The sequence below is a fragment of the Sulfurospirillum sp. MES genome, assembly GCF_000789415.1.
GTDB classification, from domain to species: domain Bacteria; phylum Campylobacterota; class Campylobacteria; order Campylobacterales; family Sulfurospirillaceae; genus Sulfurospirillum; species Sulfurospirillum cavolei.
The window spans coordinates 1-24,306 of record NZ_JSEC01000017.1 but is presented as its reverse complement, the minus strand read 5'-3'; the positions used below and the strand labels follow the sequence as shown (position 1 = coordinate 24,306).

Genomic DNA, 24,306 nt, shown 5'->3' with positions numbered 1-24,306 from the left:
AACACGGAAGAGGCTTTGCGGTGGTTGCCGATGAAGTACGTAAACTTGCCGAACGTACCCAATCGTCTCTAACCGAGATTAACGCAACGATTAACGTCATCGTTCAATCCATCGTTAACTCTTCGGACAAGATGAGTAAAAACGCCCAAAACATTCGTCATCTAGCTTCGGTTTCAACCAATGTCGAAAATACTATTATCTCTACGACCTCGGTCATGAACGAAAGCGTAGCATCGGTCGGCGTGAGTGCCGATAATTCTCATAAGATTGCTAAAGATACCGATAAGATCGTTGATCTTGTCACCAATATCAACGCGATTACGAGTGAAAACGCCAGAAGCGTCGAAGAGATCGCCTCTGCTGCGGATCATCTCTCCAAGTTAGCGGAAAATCTCAATGCTAAGCTGGGGCAGTTTCAGTAAGTTTTTAAAAACGACATGTAAAGAGAGAACTCTTTACATGTCACTTCCGTCGATAAACCGCAAACATTACTTTATGAAAAGAAGTGAGAATGTACCGTAACGTTTTAAGGAGAGCTATTGTGTCGTGGAAAATGAAGCCTTGCCTGCATCAGCCCGCGAGGAACAGGCTATGGTATCGCATAGACCCTTTAACGCATCTAGCCAATCGTATCGCTTTGCACGAAGCCCTTATGCGCATCGAAAGCGCACCCGCATGCCCTCAATACCAAGCTTTGCTGATTTTGGATTTGGACCGTTTTCGAACAATCAATCATACGCAAGGGCATGTAACGGGCGATCGTATTTTAATCGAGCTTGCATCGCGGTTCCAACATCTTTTGGGCACGCAAGGAGATCTTTACCGTTCAGGCGGCGATGAATTTAGCGTGTTGTACGAAACGCCTTTTCACGAAGAATCTCACGCCAAAGACGCCGCACTTTTTTTAGCGAAAAAGTTGTCCTATGTCGCTTCTTCTGTCCTAACTATCGATCATAAGAGCTTTCGACTGAGTGCGAGTATCGGGATAATCGTCTTTAAGAACCGATCGTATTCTGCCGAGCATCTCTTTCAGTATGCCGATAGCGCACTTTTTCGCGCCAAAGAGGAAGGAAAAAATACGATTCGCTTTTTTCAAAGCGACTTTCAAACGCATTTAGAGAGCAAGGCCGTTTTTTTGGAACAACTGCTTTTTGCCGTGGAAAACGATCAGTTGGAGCTTTTTTACCAAACGCAAACAACGCTGACATGTGAGAATGCGCCGCGCATTTACGGTGCGGAAGCCTTGATTCGATGGCACCATCCGCATATCGGAACGGTTGCGCCGAACCGTTTTATTCCTCTTGCCGAAGAGAGCGGACTCATCATTCCTTTAGGGCATTGGATTTTAGAGCATGCGATGCGCCAACTCAAGGCGTGGGAAAACGATCCGGACAAACATACGTGGCGACTCTCGATCAATATCAGCACGAAGCAGTTTGAGCATGAGAGTTTTCTCCCTTCCGTGTGCGCTTTGCTCAAACGCATCGCCTGCGATCCTCGTAAAATCTGTTTTGAACTGACCGAAAGCCTTTTGATTCAAGATGCGAAAAAAGCCCTGCGAAAAATCTTCGAACTTAAACGCCTCGGCATCTTGCTTTCGATCGACGATTTCGGTACGGGGTTTTCTTCGCTTTCGTATTTAAGGCGACTCAAAGTCGACGAACTTAAAATCGATAAGAGTTTTGTTCGAAGGATGCTTTCAAGTCCCGTCGATCGAACGATTATCGAGACGATTTTAACCTTAGGCAAACGCTTCAACCTTGCAATCGTCGCGGAGGGAATCGAAACGCAAGCGCAATTCCAAGCGTTAAAGAACCTTGGCTGTCGCTCTTTTCAAGGGTATTTGTTTCACAAACCCTGCTCCGTAGCTTTGATTGGTTCGTTTTGATCGTTAAGGGTTTTAAAATTCATCGTGATTTTGTATAATAAACTTCCGACAAAATACCCTTGCCAAAAGGCGTGCGGTGTTTGAAAGAAGCAAAGAGCTTGAAAACACGATTCCTCGAATAAAAGAGATTGACGATGATTGAAAATACGCAAGAGACTCGCAAAACATCGATGCTTATTCTTGAAAGCTCGCTTGTATTTTCAAACGTCCTGCAAAAAAACCTTTGTGCATTAAACTATCGCGTGACGCTTGCCAAAACGCTCTACCAAGCCGTCGAACTGCTCAGCGTCCAAACGTTCGACGTTATCGTACTCGATCTTCATTTACGCGACGGCGAAGGCGAGATGATCTTGCAAAATCTCTCGATCCTCGATCCGAAACTCAAAATGATCGTCTATTCGATCGATCACGATCCCAACCGCTCACACACATGGGATCGTTACGGTGTTTTAGCCTTTCTTTCCAAGTCCGATCCGATCGCTCACATTGTTCGCAAGATCGACGCGCTCGCTCAATCGTGCGACCAAGAACCCCGTGCACGTCTTCTTTGGATCGGCGAGCTCGAATCAACGGCTCAACACATTCGGACACTCTTACATGTAAGAAATTACCGCCTTTTTGTTGCTCAAAGCCAAGAAGAAGCGTTCTCTTTCGCGCCGATAGATCTAATCCTTCTCGAACTCGATGTGTATGATACTGCGAGTGTTGAGCGCTTACGCCAAGTGCGCGCCGCCTACGCTGAGCCGCAAACGCCGATTTTTATCGTGACGCAAGCCTACGATTCGGCGTTGCTTCACGCGTTGATCCAAAACGGTGCCAACGAATTTTTCGTCAAACCGCTTTTAGGCGAAATGCTGGGGGAAAGAATCGACTTTTGGCTCGAGAGACAACGCATTCAAAGCGCGCAACAACGCGAAGGTCGTTTGCTTCAGGAGTACAAAAACGTTATCGATAAAAGTATGATCGTCTCCAAAACGGACCCGCACGGCATCATCACGTACGTGAACGAGCAGTTTTGCGATATTTCGGGCTATCGTGCCGACGAACTCATCGGACGGTCGCATCGCATCGTTCGCCATCCCGACACGCCCGAATCGGTCTTTCAGGACCTTTGGAAAACGATCTTAAGCGGCAACATTTGGAAAGGGGTTTTGAAAAATCGCAAAAAAGACGGCTCCGCGTATTGGGTTCATGCGTTTATTTACCCTATTATCACGCGCCAAGGGCAGATCGACGAAGTGATCGCGATTCGCAACGACGTCACCCAATTGCACCTTGTTAAAGAGAGCCTAAGCCGAGCACTGCAACGCTCCGACTCCGATCTTGACGAAGCGTTTCACCTTTCCAAACAATACGAAACCGTCATCGACGAAAGCAATAGTCTCACGCGCGTCGATACCGAAGGGAAAATCTTATTTGTCAATAAACGCTTTTGCGAACTCTCCGGTTACGCGAAAGAAGAGGTCATCGAGCAGAGTTTTAGTGCTATGTACGCAGACGACATCGATCCGCTCATCGTTAAGCAACTATGGGAGACGATCCAATCGGGTCACATTTGGAGAGGCGTTTTAAAAAACAAACGCAAAGACGGCTCGCTTTATTGGGTCAAAGCCACGGTTGTGCCTATCAAAGACAAACAAGGCAAAATCACCGAATTTATGTCCGTTCGCAACGATATTAGCGAGATTATCAAACTTCACGAAGAGATCGAGTCGACGCAACAAGAAATCATCTACCATATGGGCGAAATTGCGGAGAGCCGAAGCCAAGAGACGGGAAACCATGTCCGACGCGTTGCCGAATATTCACGTCTTTTGGCACTCAAATACGGACTTGACGCACAAGAAGCCAACAAAATCGCCATGGCTTCGCCCATGCACGACATCGGCAAAGTCGGTATCCCCGATGCGATTTTGCATAAACCCGGAAAATTAACGGACGAAGAATGGGAGATTATGAAAACACACGCCATGCTCGGTTATGCCGTTTTACAACACTCCAAACGTCCTATTTTACAAGCTTCGGCGATTATTGCCAAAGAGCACCACGAGAAGTACGACGGTACGGGATACCCCTTAGGACTCAGCGGCGAAGCGATTCATCTCTACGCGCGAATCGTTGCGATCGCCGATGTTTTCGACGCACTCAGTCACGATCGCTGCTATAAAAAAGCCTGGGAAGACGCCGACGTCTTTGCGTTCTTTGAAAAAGAAAGGGGCGCGCATTTCGATCCGCAATTGGTCGATATGTTCTTAGCCGCAAAAGAAGAATTTTTAACCATCCGCGACCATTTCAAAGACGCGCTCAATCCGTAATATTACTTTTGGGTTGAAGAGGCAAGCTCTATGCCAAGCCCCGCGAACGTGAGTGCAAATCCTTTTTTCATCCACGACTGTACGCGACGCGACGCAAGGACGTTTTGACGAAAGCCGTGCGCCAAAAAGCCGTAAAAAACAAATACGACAAACGTCATCAGCATAAAGACGAGGCTAAGTGCAACCATATCGCCCAGAGGCGAAGCGGTATCGGCACGGATAAATTGCGGTAAAAACGCCAAAAAGAAAATCGTCAATTTCGGATTGAGGATATTGAGTAAAAAGGCTTTTGCGATCAAAGAAAGAGCACTCGTGCGCGTCGCTTGCATATGCGTTTCAAAACCGCTTTGATCTTTCCACGTCAAAATCGCGAGGTAAAAGAGGTACAACACGCCCGCTATTTTCAACGCTTCAAATGCCAGCGCGCTCGTGTGCATAATCGCGGCAAGTCCGAAAATCGTCGCTAAAAGATGCGGAACGATGCCAAGCGTACATCCGAGTGCCGCAAATATTCCGGCACTTCTGCCCTGAGCCAGTGCCGTCGAAATCGTAAAGATAACTCCCGTTCCTGGGATCAACACGACAATAAGCGACGTTATGAGAAATTCCAAACCGATCATCCGAGCACTCCTTGAAGTAATGTCACTATTGTACCATACGCGACATTGAGAAGACTCTCTAGCGTGTTTGCATGTAAGCTAAATCACTCGTACCGTTTAAACGCTTGATAAGACTGTCGCGGTACGATGGCGCGATCGAAGGTATCGTTACCATGCGCTCCAAAGTCATAGCAAAATGCGTCGGTTCCCTAAAAGCGTGGTTAGCTTCCAAAATACTGATAGAACACGCTTCTTGACTAACGATGAGCACCGCATCTCCCGCACCGATCACTCCCTCTTTCAATACCCGATAGTACCACCCGCTAAGACCGCTGGTAAAAATTTCATTCGTCAATTCCGTGTGATTCCACCGCCGCGAAATCTTCCAACACGGCTTGCGCGGTTGCGTGACTTGAAGGATAGCCGAGCCGATTTCATGAACATCGCCGAGCATCACGTTTGCTTCTTGAAGTCCGACGATCGTTAGGTTTTCCGACAATGCGCCAAAAGGTAAACGCTCCAATCCCAAAAACGTCGCCCAATGCGCATAGTTTTCGTAGCTGTTCGCAAACACGGCTTTATCGATTCCGCCGTGATGCGCCCTATCGGCAACCTCATCGTCTTCGAAGCCCTCAACACTTACATGTAAAGGTCTTTTGACAACTTCTTTAAACGAAGCCGTGTTCCACGCTTTTTCCAAAAAACCTTTTGCATTCGCATCGCCGTACGTCTTAGCACGTCCAACCTGTACGGAAAGCACTTTCGCCATGATATTCTCCTTCATTTTCGACACGTATTCTAATACAATCGACTTTTTTTTCCTTTGATATGCATCAAACATACTCTCATATCGATGTATTAACCGCCTTTTGTTCAAAAGAAAAGCTCTTAGATAAGGTCGATCGAACCGAACTGCGCGCTAAAGTATCCAGTAACGTTTGCCGATCACTGTCACACAGCGATGCATCAAACGCTACATCGTATTCAAACGTTGGATTCTCTGGTTCTTCTCGGTTTAAATAAACGCTCACACGTACCTTTTCAAGAGGAATAGAGAGCTTTTGGGCGTTCATGCGCAAAGACATATTCATACAACACGCCAGCGCCGCTTCTAAGAGTTCATGCGGCCTAAAGCCTTGCTCCATTCCACCCTTTTCTTTCGTCGTATCGGCATAAGCGTCGTACGTGCCATTCGAAAAATACGTGAGGTAGTTTTCCGATCTGTTTTCACTGACGATCATCACGTGCTCCTTACATGTAAAGATTTTACTTGCGTAATTGCACTTCAAGGCGTATCATACCTATATGCACTCTTCCGTCTTGATCCAGCGGACAAAGAGCGACATAAGCCTCAATCCACGCTTCAATAAACGCTGTTTGTTGCGCACTTGGGATACGGTTGATAAACGGAAACCATGTTGTCTCAAGCCAACCGCGAAATGCTTTGAGCGTGTCATGCACCATATCTTTAGACACTAAGTGTGCTTGGTATGTGCTAAAACCTGCGCCCTTTAACAATGTTTCATAGGTTTTATCCGAATGAAACGTATACGGCGACTCAAAGCCTTCAAAATACTCGGCATACGCGGGGAGAATGTGATGGAAGGCTTCAAACACTTTTTCGCCATTCCCTGCTCCTCCCATCTGCAAAATCGCTCTGCCCTTTGGTTTGAGGGCTTTAAAGATACCGTGCAAAATAGCGTCATGGTCTTTCGCCCAGTGCAACGCGGCATTGGAGAACACCACGTCAAAACGCTCATTGAAACTTAGTGCTTGTGCGTCCATCTGCATAAAAAGGGGCTTTGAAAATGCCGCTTTGGCATAACCGATCATCTCAGGACTAAAGTCGATGCCGACCACTTCACCGCTGGTGAGATGACTCAACATCTCCGTAATCTTTCCATCGCCACACCCGATGTCTAAGATGGACTCATCGCCTCTAAGTGCCATCTTTTCGATCAACTCTTTTGCCCAAACCGCCTGCCCTTTTGAATTTTCCGCATAGGCACTTGCTTTCCACTCTTCACGCATCGTTTTTCCTTTTTACATGTAACGCTTTTAAAGCTTGCACATCTGCCTAAAAACTTTAAAAATCTCCTCAGCATTTACTTCGATTCCCTTCTCATCGCACAACTTCTGCACTTCTAGCGCAATTTCGACTTGCATCGATTTGGTTGTCTCAATGCCGTAAAATTCCTTCAGTACATACGCCACGCCACCTTTTCCCGACTGCGAATTAATACGCACCACATCGCGGTAATCCCGCTTGATATCCTTGGGGTCGATCACGAGGTAGGGCACGTGCCAATAGCCATCTAACACCACCTTTTGATACTCCATACCCTTCTTTATAGCGTCTTGATGCGTGCCCGAAAAAGCCGTGTAGATCATGGAACCCACATAAGGGTGACGGGGAGGAATGCTGCTGTGCGTCAATGTGATGATCTCTTGTAAAATCGTATCGATATTGTAAATATCTAACATCGGATCGATTCCCTGAGAGTAAAGATTGAACGCCATCGTAACCAAGTCAACATTACCCGCTCTCTCGCCGTTACCCAAAAGCGTACCCTCAACCCTTTGCGCCCCAGCTAAAATCGCCATCTCGGCACTCGCAACCGCCGTACCCCTGTCATTGTGCGGATGAACGCTCAATATTACGGAGTCGCGTTCCAACATCTGTTTGCTCATCCACTCGATTCTATCGGCATAGATGTTGGGCGTGCACGCCTCTAGAGTGTTGGGTAAATTGATGACCATCGGTGCATTTTTGGTTGGCATCCATTCACTGATAACCGCATTGACCACATCGCGTGCAAATGCCAACTCCGTTTGGGAGAAGCTCTCGGGCGAATACTGAAACAACACATCGCCTTTGAATTTTGCCGCCTCTTCTTTGATGATGCGTGTGCCCTCAACCGCTAAAGCGATGATCTCCGTTTTGCTTTTGTCAAACACTATTTTGCGCTGATTGTCCGCGGTGGGATTGTAAAGGTGCATCGTTACTTTTTTCGCTCCTCTCATCGCCTCAAAGGTTCTTTTGATGTGTTTTTCGATGGAAGGCATCAAAACCGCAACCCTAACATCCTCAGGAATTAAATTCTGCTCGATTAACATGCGGCAAAAGTCAAAGTCCGTTTGTGAAGCACTCGGGTACGCAATCTCTATCTCTTTAAATCCCATCTCCACCAATTTTTGAAAATACGCCAATTTTTTGGTCGCATTCATAGGTTCAACCAATGCTTGATTGCCATCACGTAAGTCGGTACTTACCCAAATAGGCGCACGTGTGATGATGTTACTTGCCCACTCACGGTGAGCTAAAGGTACCAACGGGTACGGTTTGTATTTTTTAAATGTTTGTGCAGTTTGCATAGAAATATCCTTAAGTTATAAAATGAGCCAAAAACTCATATGCCAAAATCAGGCAGAAAAATCTTGCGTTATCGCAAGAAAAACAACAATGAAAATAGACTTCTTGTAAAACTTGTTTTGCAAGAAGTAAGAGCACCAAAGGTGCGTGGGCACTCTGCCGAAGAGAACCTAGTGTTAACGTAGTCTTTGGAGCTTTGCTTCAAAGACGTGTCAGAAGTTCTTGCTATTTTGCAAGAACGCTAATGATAAAAATTGAGCTGATTAGGTAGAGGTATCCTCAGGGCTAAAAAGCCAATTTAAAAATCAACAGTGAAAAAAAAGGGGTGAGTGCGAAGGTTTAACGGAGCTTCAGAAGGAGGACGACGACGAGTGATGCGTTAGAAAATTGCGCAATGCTCTGAGGTTGATGTATGGTGTGATGGGTGATAAATGTTTCCATCTGAGTCTCCTTTAAGAAAATTTGACAAAAGTATAGCACAGAAGTTTAAAAATCGCAAAAGAGGTTTTACATGTAAGACATCAAAAAACCGTTTTTGCGATCAAATCGTTTCCGGCTAAAGATTCACTGCCGATCGTCATACGCCATTAAAGCAAGCGGAAACGGCTCTAGAGAACGATGCAAAACACCTTGTAACACCGAAATAGCAATCCCGTAATTGGTAATCGCAACACCTGCTTTTTTTGCTTCATCAAGACGTGAAAGCATGCCTTGGCGGTTGAGCGTACACGCACCGCAATGAATGATGAGCCGATACTCAGCGATATTTTCGGGATAATTCTTCCCGCTACAATGCTCAATCGTTAAATCTAGCCCGCTGTACTGCCTAAGCCAGCGTGGGATTTTGACCCTCCCGATGTCATCTTCCAAGGCATGGTGCGTACAGGCTTCGGCGATTAGCACTTTATCGCCCTCTTTAAGATCGTGAATCATCTTTGCACCCTCGCTTAGAGTGATCAAATCGCCTTTAAGGCGCGCCATCAAAATCGAAAATGTCGTGACTTTGACATCTTTTGGCGTATCGGCAACCGTTTTTAAAACACATTGCGAATCGCAAACGACGAGCTTCGGAGATGATTTGAGTTGGCTTAACATGTAGCTTAATTCTCGCTCTTTCACAACAAGGCAACAGGCGTCATGGTCTAAAATATCGCGAATCGCTTGCACTTGAGGCAAAATCAAACGCCCTTTGGGTGCTTGCAAGTCGATGGGAACAACCAGAACGATCACATCGCCCTCCCCTATCAAATCCCCTAAAAGAGAAGGTTGTTTGATCCACGATGAAGGAATAATCTCGTGTATTTTTTCAAAGAAACGCTCCTTATTTTCGCCCGTTTTAGCACTCATTTCAAGCCATGAAGCGGCGTGCTTGCACAGGGTTTGCACAAACGGCTCTTGCGGGATTTCTTGGTCTATTTTATTACAAATGATCGTAAAAGCAATCGCTTTTTCTTTAAAAAGTGCTACCAATTTTTCCTCAAAAGTACCCCAACGATTAGGCTCTACCACTAAAACGGCAACATCTATTTTTTGGATGACATGTAACGTTTGCTTGATGCGTGCTTCGCCCAAACTTCCCTCATCGTCAATTCCTGCGGTGTCGATAAAAACGACAGGTCCTAAAGGCTGAATCTCCATCGTTTTTTCTACAGGATCGGTTGTGGTACCCGGTGTTTCGGAGACAATGGACATCGCTTGGTTCGTAATGAGATTCATCAATGAAGATTTTCCTACGTTGCGGCGACCAAAAAGTCCGATGTGTAAGCGTAATCCTTTAGGCGTTTGCGTCATAAAAATTCCTTTGTTCTGTTTGTCGCACGATAAAGCGTTCGCTATCGCCGTTAGTGTCGGCAATACCTCGACCGATGGCGATGATTGTGTCGGAGATACACAAGCGACAATGCTTTGGCGTATCGTCGATGCAAATTTTACCCGGATACAAGCGGTACAAGGCGCGGTATTCGCCCTCGGTAATGACAGGCATCACGACATTGGCTCCGCTCTTTAGGGCAATGGCGCGACCGTTGGGATCAAGCGTTTCCATCGCCGTCGTAGCAGGAATGTTGATCTTTGGAAGCAGTAAACGAACCAACGCCGTCATCTTCAGTGCCATCGTAAACTCCCCGCCTTTTGCATCTGATAGCGGTGTATTTTCGCTAGGAATAAAAGGACCGATGCCGATCATATCAAAATCCGACTGTTTGAAAAAAAGAAGATCGTTTGCCAAAGATGTGATACTCTGCCCCGGCAAGCCAACAAGCGAACCGCTTCCCGTTTCATAACCGAGTTCTTTTAAAATACGAAGGCATTTTAAGCGATTCTCAAAACTCATCTGAGGATGCAACGACTGATAGAGTGCTTTATCGGTGGTTTCAATACGCAGCAGATAACGATTGGCTCCCGCTTCTTTGTAGGCTTGGTACTCTGCTTCACTTTTTTCGCCCAAACTCAGCGTGACCGTAGCGCCTAAGGCGCGTATGGAAGCGATGATGTCGCACATCGCTTCCATGGAGTAACTATGGCTTTCACCTGATTGGAGTACAATGGTTTTATACCCGTAATCAATTGCCTTGCGTGCAAAGCTAAGAATCTCTTCACTGCTTAACTTATAACGTTTAATGAAGCGATTTTCGACTCTGAGTCCGCAATAATGACATGTACGCGTACAGATATTGGAAAACTCCAACAAGCCTTTGAGGTGAACGTCGTTACCGACATAACGTTCGCGTGTTTGATCGGCGGCATGAAAGAGGGCTTCATCATAGCGATCGGAACGTAAAAATTCAACCAATTCTTGATGACTTAATTCATGGGTTTGCAAGACTTTGGCGATTCTATCCATTTATTTTCCTAGTGCAATTAAACGAGAGGGCGATAAAAGAGCGTCGATTTCATTCTCTTCTAACGTTGTTTCGCGTATTAAGAGCTCTTTGAGAGTCATATTGGAGTTTACATGTAAAGCCGATGCAAGCTGTGTCGCCTTTTCGTAACCTAACACGTCTAAAAGGGCTACTAAATAACCGCTAGAGTTTAAAACTTGTGAAAGGGCGTGTTCCGTGTTGGCTTCAATGCCTTCAATCGCCTTTTCGCGAAACATAGCAACCGTATTTTTCAGAAGCGTTAAGCTCTCTAAAAACGCCTGCGCCAAAAGAGGCATAAAGGCGTTAAGTTCGAGTTGACCGTTTTGGGCGGCTTGGCAAACCAAAAAGTCGTTGCCCATCACTTTCATCGCCGCTTGATTGACCGCTTCGCAAATGACGGGATTGATTTTGCCGACCATAATGGAAGAGCCCGCTTGCACGGGCGGCAGGGCAATTTCCGCCAAACCTGCACGAGGGCCTGATGAGAGAAGCCGTAAATCCGAAGCGATTTTAAACAAATTGGTCGCATGTGCTTTTAAGATACCGCTGACTTCCACAAACATATCGCAATTTTGCGTCGCATCGATCAAATTTTCAGAACGTGCTACGGGAAGATCACTCACCTCTTTTAAACATTCAACGACAAGAAAAAGATACTTTTTAGGAGCCCCTATGCCCGTACCGATCGCCGTTCCACCGAGATTGACGTTTTTAAGGCGTTCGATGGACTTAAAAACCCGCCAGCGATCTCTGGCAATCGCTTCGGCGTACGCTCCAAAACCGGCTCCCAAACTCATAGGAACGGCATCTTGAAGTTCGGTTCGCGCCATTTTAAGTACGGAACTAAACGCTTTTTCTTTACCTTGAAGTGCACCTTGAAGTTTGGCGATCTCATCGCCGAGTTCTTGTAAAAGAGACATGGCTGCCACTTTAAGCGCTGTTGGGTAAACATCGTTGGTGGATTGGTGCAAATTGACATGATCAAGCGGATGAATGATCTCGTAACTGCCTTTGGAATACCCCATGATTTCTAACGCACGATTGGCGATGACTTCATTCATGTTCATATTTAACGACGTTCCTGCCCCACCTTGCAACGCATCGACGATAATATTATTGTGCCATCTGCCCGCGATCATCTCATCGCACGCTTGTATGATCGCTTTTGCTTTAGCGGCATCTAAAAAACCAAGCGTCGCATTGGCGTTTGCGCACGCTTTTTTTACCTGTGCAAACGCTTGAATAAAGCGTGCATCGATGCCTAAATGACTGAGCGGAAAGTTTTCGGAAGCGCGAAGCGTATGAATACCGTAATACGCCTCGCTTGGGACTTCTCGTTCTCCTAAAAAATCATGTTCTATGCGAAAACTCACGCACCTTCCTTACAAATGGCAGTCATTTTTACCGTGTTCTAGACCGTGAAGCATATCTTCGACTTTGTCGGCTAAAAGCGGCATATTTTCACGTAACATTCCAAGGTATTTGGGGATGATAATGCGCTCGCCGATACGTTTAACTTCAGGGGACGCATAGTCTCTCATATACTCTTTAAAGGTCAAAATACCGTTGGGAATGCACAAATGTTTGATGCTTGCATTTTTGGCTAAAGGCATAAAATCACACCCCGTACGTCCTTCTCGGTAACATGAAGTACAAAAAGAAGGTAAACGCTCCTCTTTGATCAGGCTTAGGATAAACTCATCAATCCCACGATGATCGCCGATGGCAAATTGTTGAATGGAAAGATCATTGCCCTCTTCGTGTTTTTTATACCCACCGATACCAATGTTCGTACCCGCATCCATCTGAGAAATACCGCATTTTTTAAGCATTTCATCTCTGAGTTCCGGCTCTTCACGCGCCGTTAAAATCGTTCCCGTAAACGGACACATCAAACGAATGACGGCGACGACACGCATAAAATCTTCATCGCTCATGGCATAAGGAAACTCGCTCAGATCGGTATCGGAGGTGCGTTTAATGCGAGGAAACGACATCGTATGCGGTCCGATGCCGAACACTCTTTCTAAATCCATCGCATGGTGCAACATGGCAAGCACTTCAAATTTCCAGTCGTAAATACCGAACAACACGCCCACCGCGACATCGTCAAGCCCCGCATTTAAGCCTCGATGCAACGCGAACAATCGCCAATCATACTCGCCTTTGAGTGTGCCTTTGGGATGCATTTTCTCATACGTTTCCCTATGATACGTCTCTTGAAAGACTTGGTATGTTCCAATGCCCTCGGCTTTAATGACTCGATACTCCTCTTCAAACATCGGGGCGGCATTGATGTTGACACGCCTGATTTCCGTATTGTCTTTTTTTGTGGCATAAATAGTTCGTACACTTTGGGCTATATAGTTATAATCGCTCTTTGGATGCTCGCCGTAAACGGCAATCAGACGCTTTTGCCCTGCATCCAAAAGTGCTTTGACTTCTTCTTCAAGCTCTTCGTGATTCAATGTTTTTTTTGACATGGAATCATTGGAAGATTTAAAACCACAGTACTGGCAGTTGTTGACGCAGGGATTGGAGATATACAGCGGCGAAAAGAGAACGATTCGATTTCCGTAAACCTCTTCTTTGATGTACGTTGCCGCTTTAAAAACCTCATCCCATAAAGCTCTATCGGTGATATTTAAAAGCGTTGCCGTCTCTTCGGGAGAGAGCATATCGCCTTTGGTCGCATTGTTTCTGGCTTTTTCAATAATGGCTAAAACACGCTCTTTTGAAGGATTTTTTGTTTCATTAATGGTTTGATGAATTGCCTCATCGTCAATAAAATCGTTAAACTCGCGCGATGCTTCCCACGCTTTAATGCGTGCAAATCGCTCACTTGTCCATGACATTGTTTTTCCTTTACATGTAAAGCACTAGCCGCCGCAGCGGCTAGGTTTTTAACGGTGCGCTTTTAGAGGTTGCTCTAGAGTGCTGACTTTAACCAAATCGTTTTCAACCCATTTAGGCGCATGATGAAGGGCGTCTTCCAACGGTACGTCGCCTGCACCGAAGCGAAACATCGCTTTAAAATCTTCGATATTGATCACGGCTAATGGAAGATGCGCACCCACTGCCATTACCGTCGCAATGATGGAACCCCAAACATGAAAATTGAAAAAATAAACCATCGTCGTTTTGCCTAAAACGGGTGCCATAAAGTAGAGTAACCAACCTGTTACAATCAATCCGAAAATCATAAAAATAAAAAAGAGGTAGGTAAACTTTTGACCGGCATTAAACCGACCTTGAGGAGCCACTTCTTCGGGACCAAAAGGAATGCCAAACAAGCGTCTTGGATACCCTCCGAAATTTTTAAACCACGCAAAGGTATCGGCATCCCAGATGAGTAAATTGCGTAGCATTAAAAAGAAACGATCGGCATTTAACACCGCAAAGCCCACAAAATTGAGCGTAAAAACAATCGCAATGCCGATGTGAAAATCCATCAGCAACGAAGCAGTCGCTTCACCTACCGTTTTAAAATAGATCATCATACCCGTAACCGCTAAAATCATCCATGTCACCATGTTAATGTTATGAAACATCTTCTCCGACATCGGGAATTTTAAAACTCTTTCATTAGCCATGGTGTGCTCCTTGCATTAAAAGGTTACTTCGATCGACATAGGTTTTGGTATGTAACAACTGCTCCGCAACTTCGCCCATCGGCTTGGTTCCCATGTCTTGATAGACTTTAAGGCAGCTTGCATTTTGATGTGAACCCGTAAGATTGGCTTTTTGAAGGCGTTTATCGTCTTTGTAAAGTCCTTGCTGACGAAGGGCAATATACGACTTTCGTTTTTGAACGATGTCGGTAATTGCATAACCGCTGATCGCAATTGCAGAAACAGACACGCCTGCGGCTTTAAGAAAATCGCGACGACTTAACAATTGGCCGAGCGGTTTTTCGGCGTAAAAATAGTTCTCTTGTGTAGCTTTCATAGTTTCTCCTTAAGCTCTAAGCGGTAATGGCAATAACGGGTGTAACCAAGAGGTTCCCATCGTTCGCACAGGCTGTCCGCCGCCGTTAACACAACCGCCGGGGCAGTTCATCACTTCGACAAAGTGGTATTGGTTTTTATCGTCCCTCAAGCGTTTAACGATCTCTTTGATATTGCGTGAAGCACCGTTCACGACGGCAACTTTCACGTTAATCACTTTACCGTTTAAGGCTTTCAAAGGAACGGGAATCGTTGCTTCGACGATGTCTTGCTCGTATCCGCGCACCAGCGTAATATCGGGATTGGAAAGCTCCGTACCGGAAAGAAGAAAATACGCCGTTCGAAGTGCCGCTTCCATAACACCGCCGCTAGCACCGAAAATCGTTGCGGCACCCGTATAGACGTTTGTCGTTTCAACTTCGCGTTCATCCGACATCAAAAGCGGATTAATCCCTTTGCGTCTAAAAATTTCGGCAATATCGCGTACCGTCAAAATCGCGTCTATATCTTGAAACGACGCCGTATTTTCGGGAATTTTATTTTCCGCTTTGAAGTATTCGTAGGCTGAGTTAAACTCGGGACGACTGGCTTCAAAAATTTTCGCGGTACACGGCATGACGCCGACAAGATAAACGTCTCGCGGGTCTTTCTTCCATACGAACTCCGCCGCCCACGTTTTGGCTAAAGCACCGCCCATTTGCATCGGTGATTTGGCTCCGGAAATATGCGGAATGAGTTCAGGATGAAACGTTTCGGCATTTTTAATCCATGCGGGACAGCAACTCGTAAAATGAGGAAGCGGATGGTGGGCTACATGCTCCAAGTCCTCACCGCGTTCGCCCAAAACCCAGTACCGTACTTTTTTAATGAATTCCGTACCCTCTTCCAAAATGGTTTGATCGGCGGCAAAATTAATATCGTAGTTATGAAATCCCGCTTTTTCAAACGCATTGTAAAGACGATTGATCGTAAGTTCTCCCGCCGGTGCACCGAACTCTTCGGCAATTGCAACGCGTACTGCCGGAGCAGGATGGGAGACGACAAAGGCTTTAGGATCAGCCAATTTTTCCATGACAATATCCACAAAACTCATCTGCTCAATGGCACCAAACGGACAATTCACAAGGCACTGACCACAGGCGACACATTTGTTGGTGCTAATCGCATGAGCAACCCCTAAAGAGCCCTTGATCGCCTCGGTGGGACAAAACGCGGTACAGGTATCGCACCCCACGCAATTGTCTTGATTGATCTTGATGATACCTCTTAACTCGCCTTTACGATGCGTTCCTTCAAACGCCGTCTCGCCGCCCCAAGACTCTTGACTCGGCGGAAACGTGCGTATCTTTGAAACTTCCGACATTCAAACCTCCTTTTAAAGTTTAGTGTATTACGTTCAAATAAGTAAATAATAATTTACCTTCCGTTATTGAAATCGTACAAAATTTAAGATTAAATTAATATTAACAAGATAGAAAAAGTATTATTAAATAACTCTAATATTTTTTAAATATGAAATAAACACCTTTATTTATAAAAAATAGTATTTATTTCAAATTATCGGGGCATCGTAGCATGAAAAAAGAGGAGAAAAAGGGGGAAATAGTTTCTAAAAGAGATTATTTGAATATTTTAAAAAGTAAATGGCACTTTACCTTTAAGTGCCCTATTTTTGTCACGCTTTAAAAAGTTGGTAAATAGAACTAAAGTCCTCGTCACCTTTGCCCATCATTTTCATTTTGGAAAAAAGCTCTTTGGTAACACTGGCGGTGTAAAGCGGACGATTTAAACTGTACGCCAAATCTTGCAGACAGTGCAAATCTTTGGTGATCGCCGCGGTGCTAAAATGCGGGCTAAAGTCCTCATCGATCAGCTTTTGTGTTTTGGCCGCTAACACCAGTGACTTTCCGCCACCCGCCCCCAAGATGTCCAACAACTCTTTTTTATCGATGCCGCACGCTTCGCCCAGAGCCGTACACTCCGCGATCGTCGCCATAAAAGAGCCAAGGCAAAGGTTGTTAATCAGTTTCATTTTTGCCGCAAATCCTGCCTCTTTGAGGTGGAAAATAGTGGAGGCAAACTTCTCAAGAAGAGGTTTACATGTAAGAAAAGTGCTCTCTTTACCGGCACACACCGCAGTGAGCTCACCTTTGCTAGCTGGCACAACACTGCCTAAAACAGGTGACTCGAGGTAATTGCCGCCTTTGGCTTCGACCATTGCGTGAAATTCGACCACGTCGTTGAAGTGATTGGTGCTCAGATCGATGATGGTTTTGCCTTTTTGTATTGCACTTAAAAGCCCGTTTTCCATCGTTAAAACATCGCGAACGCCCGCTGAGTCAAACAGACATAAAAATACGGTATCGCATTTTTCCAAAAGCACTTTGGGAGAGCTTTCACACACAAACCCTTTCGCCTCCGCTTTGCTTTTGGTGCGGTTCCAAACGATGACCTCTTCATTCATACTTGTTAAGCGTTTTGCGATGGCGGCGCCTAAGTTACCTAAGCCTATAAAACCGATTGCCATGATGACTCCTTTGAGCTATTTTTTAGAATTATAGTCTAAATTAGACAAATTATCTTTAAATGAGTGCTATAATTGCCAAATGAAAAAAGAGCTCAAATCGTATGTCACTTTATGTGACGCCATCGCCAAACTGTTTTACCCAAACGTCGAAGTCGTCATGCATGACTTGGAAGCGAAAAAGCTCGTCCACATCGTTAATGCGTTCTCAAAACGCCGCGTGGGCGATGCGATGCTCAGTGAACTGAGAGACCTAAACAGCATCAAAGAAAATTGGGTCGGACCGTATGATAAAACCAGCAGTGATGGCAAACGCCTCAAAGCGGTCAGCATCATCGTGCGAGATATGGAAGAAAAACCCATCGGGATGATCTGCATCAACTACAACATCGAACCCTTGGAAAACTTGCACGATTTTCTCAAAAGCTTTTTACATGTAAACGCCGAAGCCAAACCCTCCGTACTCTTTTCGCAAAGTTGGAGAGAACACACCGACGAGACTATTGAGAAGTATTTAAGCGCTAAAAACATCGCCCTTTCAGGGCTTTCGAGTGAGGATAAAAAAGAGTTGGTGGTCTTTTTGGAACGCGAGGGCATCTTCGCCATTCGCAATGTCGTGGGGTATATCTGCTCGGTGTTAAATGTCTCGAAGGCTACGATTTATAACTGGCTCAAAGCGGTGAGGAATTAATGCTTTCTTCTATCCATCGGCAATACTCAGCATAGCCCATAGCGTTATAATTCACCGACAAGGGATTCATAAAGCCGTGTAAATACGCCGTTTTAATGCACGTGAGCCCTTCTTTGATAGCAAGTTTGGACATTAACTCAGCAACATCAAAATGCGGCTCAGAGTAGGGGAAAACAAGCGTGCATGGCACAAGCGGATTAACGTCTAAAAAGTGGCGAATCTGCGAAGCATAAAAGCCGTAAAAATGTTTGATTTTTCCGCCTTGGCGTCCATCAAGCACCTTCCACAATGCTGATGATCCCATGCTAAAACCAATTAAAATGACCTCTTCGTTGGAAAGTGCATCGAGAGCTTTTCGACATATTTGGGCATAGTTTTCAAGCCCACACACGCGGTTAAATACTTCATACGCCTCGTTTTCACCCTGAAAATGCATAGGCTTTGCATCGTAAGGGTCGAGCATATGCACCCTTTCACACACTGCACTCAAGCGCTCGCTTAACGTTTCCACGGCGTTGGTTTTACCAAAAATATCGGTGGCTATGAGAATATGGGACATTTATCACCCCAACTTCCAAATCTTAAACCGTCTATTTTTAATCGTCGTAGCACACAGTCCTTCATACGCTTTATCAGCATATTCACGCGCTATAGCAACATAAGAAAACTTCTCTAAGATGTCAATTTTACCGATAACACTCGCTTCCAGTCCTAAGTCTTTGGTGAGCGTTCCTAGTATGTCGCCTGCGCGCATTTTGTGTTTTTTGCCTGCGTCAATGCAGAGCGTGATGTAGAGGGCTTTTTTGGGTTTTGTGAGGGTTGGATTGAGATCGCTAATGCTTTTACATGTAAACGTAAAATTGGCTTCTTTGAGCTCTTCCAAAAAGCTCTCTTCGCGTGGCGTGACGAAACTGATCGCCTTGCCCTCTTTTCCCATGCGCCCGGTTCGTCCGATGCGGTGGGTGTAGATTTCCATCGTTTGGGGGAGTTCGTAGTTAATGACCATCTCTACATCTTTGATATCAAGACCTCGTGAGGCAAGATCGGTGGCAACGAGGATTTGCGCACTGCCGTTGGCAAAGAGAAGCAGATGCTCATCACGGTCGATCTGCTCTAAGTCTCCATGTAAGGAAAGCGCGTCAAAGCCTTCATCTAAGAGGTAGCCTTGAAGCTCGGCAACACCCACTTTGGTTTTGCAAAAAATGATGACCGACTTAGCATCGCTTTCCAACAAAACGCCTTTGAGTGCTTCTTCCTTTTCGCTAGGCTCCACACGGTAGCAGATTTGCGCTATATTGGAAGAGGTGTTTGCCTCTTCTTCGATGCTTACATGTAAAGCATCCGTTTGTACTTCCTTGCACATCTGCTCGATCTCTTTAGGGAATGTGGCGGAGAACAGCAACGTCTGACGTTTGCTTGGCATTTTGGCGATGATCTTCTCGATGTCTTCGAAAAAGCCCATGTCAAGCATACGATCGGCTTCATCCAAAACGAGCGTTTTGATATGTTCAAAGTTGATGGTTTTCTCTTGCAAATGCTGCAAAATGCGCCCAGGAGTTCCCACAACGATGTGCGCGCCATGCTCTAGGTTGATGCACTGCGGCACAAAGCGCGTTCCGCCACAGAGCGTGACGATCTTGATATTATGCGCAAAACGAGCAAGTCTTCTAAGCTCCGCGCTCACTTGCTCGGCAAGTTCACGCGTGGGGCAAAGTACGACCGATTGGATGCGCATGGAGTTTACATGTAAAGCTAAAAGTAGCGGCAGTCCAAACGCAACGGTCTTGCCACTGCCTGTTTTGGCTTTTGCGACGATGTCGCGCCCTGCAAGGGATAAAGGAATGCATTCTCTTTGGACGGGAGTCATGGACACATAGCCCAAATCGTTTAAATTTTGGAGCATTTTCGTGTCTTGAATATACGCGTTAAACATAGATACCTTTTCTAAAAATTGGCTTTTTGATCCCACAATTCCGTGGTAAATTGAACACAACGGTTACGTCCGCTCTCTTTGGCTTTGTAAAGCGCGACGTCGGCGAATTTGATCGCTTGCCAAAAACCGTCGGTATCGTGAGGAAAGTCGCTAATGCCGATGCAAATCGTCTTTTTCAAAATGCCGTCGGTCGTTTTGAAGCTGAACTCTTCAACGCTTTGTCGAATTTTTTCCGCAACGTTTGCACCGTAACCGACGTCCGTATCGATCAACAAGATCAAGAACTCCTCGCCGCCGAAGCGAATGACGATGTCCGATTCCCTGACGCATTTTTTCAAGATATGCGACGTCTCTTTCAGAACGCTATCACCGACGTCGTGACCGTATTTGTCGTTGACTTGTTTGAAGTAGTCCATATCGCACATCAAAAGGCTGATCTGTTTTTTACGTCTGAGCGTACTGGCGATGATCTGATTGGAGTGGTCTTGCAAGAAACGACGGTTGTAAAGTCCCGTTAACCCGTCGACCAACGAAGATTCACGCAAAGTGTTCATCAAGCGTTTGGTCTCAATGACAGAGAGCGAATGTTTGATGTAACTCTCCGCTTTGAAAATTTTCTCGTTGACTTCCTCCGCCGATGAGGCTTTGAAAACAAACTGTACGACGGCTCCGGCATGCCCCGAGACGATCAAAGGAATACAAACGTGTTTTTTGCCCTCGTCGCGTAAAAACTCCTTGCACACCCCTTCGTATTCGAACGAAGAGACTTTATGCCCTGTTTTCTGTGCGCGACACAAGGTGCAATTATGCAAAATTTCTTCGTTGCATGCGATCTCTTCGCTTAAAGGATAGACCATATTCATCGTTTGTTTGGCGGCATTGACGTCAAAAATGCGATACTCGTCGATGCCCGCTTCTTTTTCAAACACTTCGCCCAAACGCGTATAGACCACTTCGAGCGAACTGTCCTCTTCGATGACTTTTTTAAAGACGGTCACGCCGTAGACGGTATCGACCAGTTTGTTAAATTCGCGCGAGAGCGTACCGATTTCGTCTTTGGATTTGATTTTGAGTTTTTTACTGAGATCGACTTCGCCCGTTCCCAAAGAGTGAATTTGTTGAATCATCGACTCGATCGGACGCGAAAAGGCTTCTCTGAGCCATCGCGTAAAGAGCATCAACAAAATAATCGCAACAAAAATGACCCATGCGACGCTGTTGATCGACAGACGAATGGCATTATTGACCTGTTGCGAGTAGTCTTGATACAAGCCGTTAATGCGTGCGGATAACGCTTGCGTCAACTCTTGCGTTTTTTGAATATGCGTATTTAAAACCTCTTTGGTTTGTTCGATCTCTTCGGCACTTAAGGAATTTTTACGTTTTTGCGCCGTTAAAACGCTCTCTTCCATCGCACCGATCTCTTTAAAAATCATCTGCAAAGCTTCAACGCTTTGCGAGTCTTCTTTGGAAAGCGACTGAATAAAAAGCTCAAACACGTTACCGCTCATCGTCGTTTTTTGGTTACCGACGAGCGTTTCGGAGAGCGTGTTTTTGGTTCGCGCCAAAAGGCCTTTGAGGTAAAATAAGGTCGTATCAAACTCTGTCGTCGAACTCAAAGCGTTCTCGATCGAGGTCAATTCCGGACTCAAACATAAAACGACTTTCATATAAGGGAGCGTGCTTTGCGTCAGTTGTGAATAACGGTAATGAATAAAACTAAGGGAAGAGACCGTAATCGTACCGATAAAAACAAACCAAAAAAACGTACCGAACTCAAATAAAAAAAACTTCTTGCGAATCGGAAGATTGATAAACGTAATGAATTGTACGAATCTTTGCCAAAATCCGGTCATCTTTTCCATAATAGACACTATCCTTTTCTTGTAAAATTATTAAAAATCAAACGTAAAATCCTATCATAATTTTTGAATTTAGTTTCAAATAAATCATTCATCTGCTATAATCTAGCCAAAATTAAATACGCAAAAGAGAAACATGCAACGATACCCAAGCTTTAAAACTTCCGTATTATCAAGACTATTCGGACGCTTTGCCCGCAAAAAATTCCCTTCTTTTTTTCAATCCTTCATCAATCAAACCTACGTTCGATGCATGAACGTCGATCTTAGGGCATTTAAAAATGCCGCTTCGTATGAAAGCCTTAACGCACTTTTTACGCGTAAATTCGTCACGCCGCGTTCTTTCGATACCGATGCATCCGTCTTCATCTCTCCGTGCGACGGCAAAGTCAGTGCTTACGGAACGATCCAAAACGACACGGCATTGCAAATCAAAGGCTTTGACTACCGAATCGGTGCGCTTTTAAGCGATTACGTCTCCAAAAACAACCGACAAAAACTCCAAAACGGCGTTTTTATCAACGTTTACCTCTCGCCTAAAGATTACCATCGTTACCATGCCCCGTTAGATATGCGTATCGCTAAAGCCGTTCATATTCCGGGAAAATTATACCCCGTTAACCTTTCGTGGCTGAAAAAAGTTGACGAATTATTTATCGAAAATGAACGAGTTGTGCTAGAATGCTACACTAAGAACGATCACGTATTTTACATGGTTTTTGTGGGGGCACTAAACGTCGGTAAAATAGTCTTTCATTTCGATCCGTCGATTCAGACCAATGCCTCTTCGAAACTTCAACGTTATTATTATTATACCGATTTACACGTTAAAAAAGGCGATGAAATAGGATTATTTGAGATGGGTTCGACGATTGTTATGCTCTTTGAACCGAATGCGCTTGAATGGGATTTTTCCGCCGTCGATAACGTCACGTTCGGACAAACATTAGGAAGGGTACGAAGGCATGAACCAAATGAGCACTATCAGACAATCGCCGCCGAATCAACCGCTGACGCTTCTGTACCTTGAGAGCGACGCGACGGCACGCACGGCGGCAAAAACTCTTTTTCTCAGCCGATTTGAAACGCTTTATACGGCGGAAAACGTCGAACAAGCGCACTTACTTTACGAAGAACATCGCTCAGAGATCGATGTTATCGTGACGGAATTGTCTTTTCCGCACGCAAGCGGTATCGATCTGATACGTTGGGTTCGCGAACAAAACACTTTCGTAACCGTCGTTGCTTTGTGCGCGCGAGGCGACACGGCGTTCATTCCCCAAGCGCTCGAGCTCAACGTGGACGGGTTTTTGTTTAAACCTTTTACGCAAGAACAACTCTTTTCGACCTTGGATCATCTTTTAGAAAAAATTTACCTGCGCTACGAAAATACGCAAAACGCTTTGTTACTCAAACAATATATCGATATTACCAATGCCAGTTCCATTATCTCCAAAACCGATCCTAACGGCTTTATTACCTTTGTCAACGACAAATTTTGCCAAATAACGGGCTATCGTCCGGACGAATTACTCGGACAACAACACAATATCATTCGCCATCCCGATATGCCAAAAAGTGCTTTTAAAGACCTCTGGGCGACAATCAAAGCGAAAAAAACATGGCAAGGCGTCGTTAAAAACCGTGCCAAAAACGGCGATCCTTATTACGTCAAAACGACGGTTCAGCCTATTTTAAACGCCAACGGAGAGATTGAGGAGTTTATCTCCTTGCGTCACGACATCACCGCCATCATGAGCGATAAAAAGCAATTGTTCGACTACCTCTCCGCCAACGCCCTCTCCGTGCTCATTTTGATTCAAATCGAAGATTATACGGTGTTGGAAAAATTTTACGACAAAGGCAGCGTGGAAAAAATCGAACAAACTTTCGGCAAAACACTGCTCTATTTAATGCCCAATCCTTGGGGATTTCAGCGCATATATCATCTTGAAAACGGGTTGTACGCGTTTGCGATCGACCGACGAAGTTGCCGCGCGGATAAAGAAGAGATTCACGCCGTCTTGGAGCAATTTTTAGCCAACGTCAAAGAACATGTCGTCAAAATCGACACCATCGAATACGATATTTCCGTTATTTGCAGTTACACGTACGGGATTTTTAAAGTCTTCGAAGATGCAAAAATCGGTATCGAACAAGCCATCGCAACCAAACAACCCATCGTTTATGCCGACGGATTATCGGGCATCGAGTACGATAACGCATTGAAAAACATCGAAACGATTCACACCATTAAAACCGCCATCGATACGGGAAACATTCTCTCCTATTTTCAACCGATCGTCGATAATC

22 protein-coding genes are annotated in these 24,306 nt (G+C 45.3%); 6 read left to right on the top strand and 16 right to left on the bottom strand.

All coding sequences use genetic code 11. From position 1 onward, the window contains the following. From OA34_RS12540 to OA34_RS12530, 3 genes are all read left to right on the top strand, one after another. On the top strand, positions 1-422 hold a 422-nt coding region (locus tag OA34_RS12540; protein ID WP_286683046.1), incomplete at its 5' end, for a methyl-accepting chemotaxis protein. A 119-nt stretch (positions 423-541) separates the two neighbouring features. Continuing rightward, the gene (locus OA34_RS12535) at positions 542-1,888 is read left to right on the top strand and encodes a putative bifunctional diguanylate cyclase/phosphodiesterase (RefSeq protein WP_286683045.1); all 1,347 of its coding nucleotides are present in this window, start codon (positions 542-544) and stop codon (positions 1,886-1,888) included. 134 nt (positions 1,889-2,022) lie between these two features. Continuing rightward, positions 2,023-4,203: a PAS domain S-box protein gene (locus tag OA34_RS12530; protein WP_039675882.1), complete on the top strand. Its 2,181-nt coding sequence runs from the start codon at positions 2,023-2,025 to the stop codon at positions 4,201-4,203. Between the two features lie 2 nt (positions 4,204-4,205). Here OA34_RS12530 and OA34_RS12525 read toward each other — a convergent pair whose 3' ends face one another. From OA34_RS12525 to OA34_RS12465, 13 genes are all read right to left on the bottom strand, one after another. After that, the gene (locus OA34_RS12525; RefSeq protein ID WP_039675880.1) at positions 4,206-4,823 is read right to left on the bottom strand and encodes a LysE family translocator; all 618 of its coding nucleotides are present in this window, start codon (positions 4,821-4,823) and stop codon (positions 4,206-4,208) included. A 58-nt stretch (positions 4,824-4,881) separates the two neighbouring features. Beyond that, entirely contained in the window at positions 4,882-5,571 is a 690-nt protein-coding gene (locus OA34_RS12520; RefSeq protein WP_039675878.1) for an MOSC domain-containing protein, read from the bottom strand. Positions 5,572-5,647: 76 nt separating this feature from the next. Further along, positions 5,648-6,043, bottom strand: a complete 396-nt coding sequence (locus OA34_RS13845; protein WP_286683044.1) for an OsmC family protein — start codon at positions 6,041-6,043, stop codon at positions 5,648-5,650. A 25-nt stretch (positions 6,044-6,068) separates the two neighbouring features. Next, entirely contained in the window at positions 6,069-6,833 is a 765-nt protein-coding gene (locus tag OA34_RS12510) for a class I SAM-dependent methyltransferase (RefSeq protein ID WP_039675876.1), read from the bottom strand. Positions 6,834-6,860: 27 nt separating this feature from the next. Continuing rightward, entirely contained in the window at positions 6,861-8,177 is a 1,317-nt protein-coding gene (locus tag OA34_RS12505) for a 2-isopropylmalate synthase (protein ID WP_254376457.1), read from the bottom strand. A gap of 562 nt (positions 8,178-8,739) precedes the next feature. Next, positions 8,740-9,966: a [FeFe] hydrogenase H-cluster maturation GTPase HydF gene (hydF, locus tag OA34_RS12500; RefSeq protein ID WP_039675874.1), complete on the bottom strand. Its 1,227-nt coding sequence runs from the start codon at positions 9,964-9,966 to the stop codon at positions 8,740-8,742. After that, entirely contained in the window at positions 9,950-11,017 is a 1,068-nt protein-coding gene (hydE, locus tag OA34_RS12495) for a [FeFe] hydrogenase H-cluster radical SAM maturase HydE (protein ID WP_286683043.1), read from the bottom strand. The genes hydF and hydE overlap by 17 nt, the downstream gene beginning before the upstream one ends. Then, on the bottom strand, positions 11,018-12,409 hold the full coding sequence (locus OA34_RS12490; protein ID WP_039675873.1) for an aspartate ammonia-lyase: 1,392 nt from the start codon (positions 12,407-12,409) through the stop codon (positions 11,018-11,020). Between the two features lie 9 nt (positions 12,410-12,418). Continuing rightward, positions 12,419-13,891: a [FeFe] hydrogenase H-cluster radical SAM maturase HydG gene (gene hydG, locus OA34_RS12485; RefSeq protein ID WP_286683042.1), complete on the bottom strand. Its 1,473-nt coding sequence runs from the start codon at positions 13,889-13,891 to the stop codon at positions 12,419-12,421. 48 nt (positions 13,892-13,939) lie between these two features. After that, positions 13,940-14,629 (bottom strand): cytochrome b/b6 domain-containing protein, encoded by a 690-nt coding sequence (locus tag OA34_RS12480; protein ID WP_039675871.1) that lies wholly within the window; start codon positions 14,627-14,629, stop codon positions 13,940-13,942. After that, positions 14,622-14,984, bottom strand: coding sequence for an iron hydrogenase small subunit (locus tag OA34_RS12475; protein ID WP_039675869.1), 363 nt, complete (start codon positions 14,982-14,984; stop codon positions 14,622-14,624). The genes OA34_RS12480 and OA34_RS12475 overlap by 8 nt, the downstream gene beginning before the upstream one ends. Positions 14,985-14,993: 9 nt before the next feature. After that, positions 14,994-16,346, bottom strand: a complete 1,353-nt coding sequence (locus OA34_RS12470; RefSeq protein WP_039675867.1) for a [Fe-Fe] hydrogenase large subunit C-terminal domain-containing protein — start codon at positions 16,344-16,346, stop codon at positions 14,994-14,996. Positions 16,347-16,658: 312 nt separating this feature from the next. Further along, positions 16,659-17,510, bottom strand: a complete 852-nt coding sequence (locus tag OA34_RS12465) for an NAD(P)-dependent oxidoreductase (protein ID WP_039675866.1) — start codon at positions 17,508-17,510, stop codon at positions 16,659-16,661. A 79-nt stretch (positions 17,511-17,589) separates the two neighbouring features. Between OA34_RS12465 and OA34_RS12460 the strand changes: the two genes are divergently transcribed. Further along, positions 17,590-18,198, top strand: coding sequence for a helix-turn-helix transcriptional regulator (locus OA34_RS12460; RefSeq protein ID WP_039675864.1), 609 nt, complete (start codon positions 17,590-17,592; stop codon positions 18,196-18,198). Here OA34_RS12460 and OA34_RS12455 read toward each other — a convergent pair. Genes OA34_RS12455 through OA34_RS13840 form a run of 3 tightly spaced genes read right to left on the bottom strand, consistent with a single transcriptional unit; the run spans position 18,179 to position 21,996 of the window. Continuing rightward, positions 18,179-18,757 carry a hypothetical protein gene (locus OA34_RS12455; RefSeq protein ID WP_039675863.1) on the bottom strand — a complete coding sequence of 193 codons (579 nt, stop codon included), beginning with the start codon at positions 18,755-18,757 and terminating at the stop codon, positions 18,179-18,181. The two genes, OA34_RS12460 and OA34_RS12455, sit on opposite strands and share 20 nt — an antisense overlap. 3 nt (positions 18,758-18,760) lie before the next feature. Further along, positions 18,761-20,131 (bottom strand): ATP-dependent RNA helicase DbpA, encoded by a 1,371-nt coding sequence (gene dbpA / locus OA34_RS12450; protein WP_039675861.1) that lies wholly within the window; start codon positions 20,129-20,131, stop codon positions 18,761-18,763. Positions 20,132-20,142: 11 nt separating this feature from the next. Next, positions 20,143-21,996: a sensor domain-containing diguanylate cyclase gene (locus tag OA34_RS13840; RefSeq protein ID WP_286683041.1), complete on the bottom strand. Its 1,854-nt coding sequence runs from the start codon at positions 21,994-21,996 to the stop codon at positions 20,143-20,145. A gap of 133 nt (positions 21,997-22,129) precedes the next feature. On the opposite strand from OA34_RS13840, the gene OA34_RS12440 reads away from it, so the two are divergent. After that, positions 22,130-23,023 carry a phosphatidylserine decarboxylase gene (locus OA34_RS12440; protein ID WP_039675859.1) on the top strand — a complete coding sequence of 298 codons (894 nt, stop codon included), beginning with the start codon at positions 22,130-22,132 and terminating at the stop codon, positions 23,021-23,023. Then, a partial coding sequence (locus OA34_RS12435; protein WP_286683040.1) for a PAS domain-containing response regulator occupies positions 22,968-24,306 on the top strand: 1,339 nt, incomplete at its 3' end. The genes OA34_RS12440 and OA34_RS12435, both read left to right, overlap by 56 nt.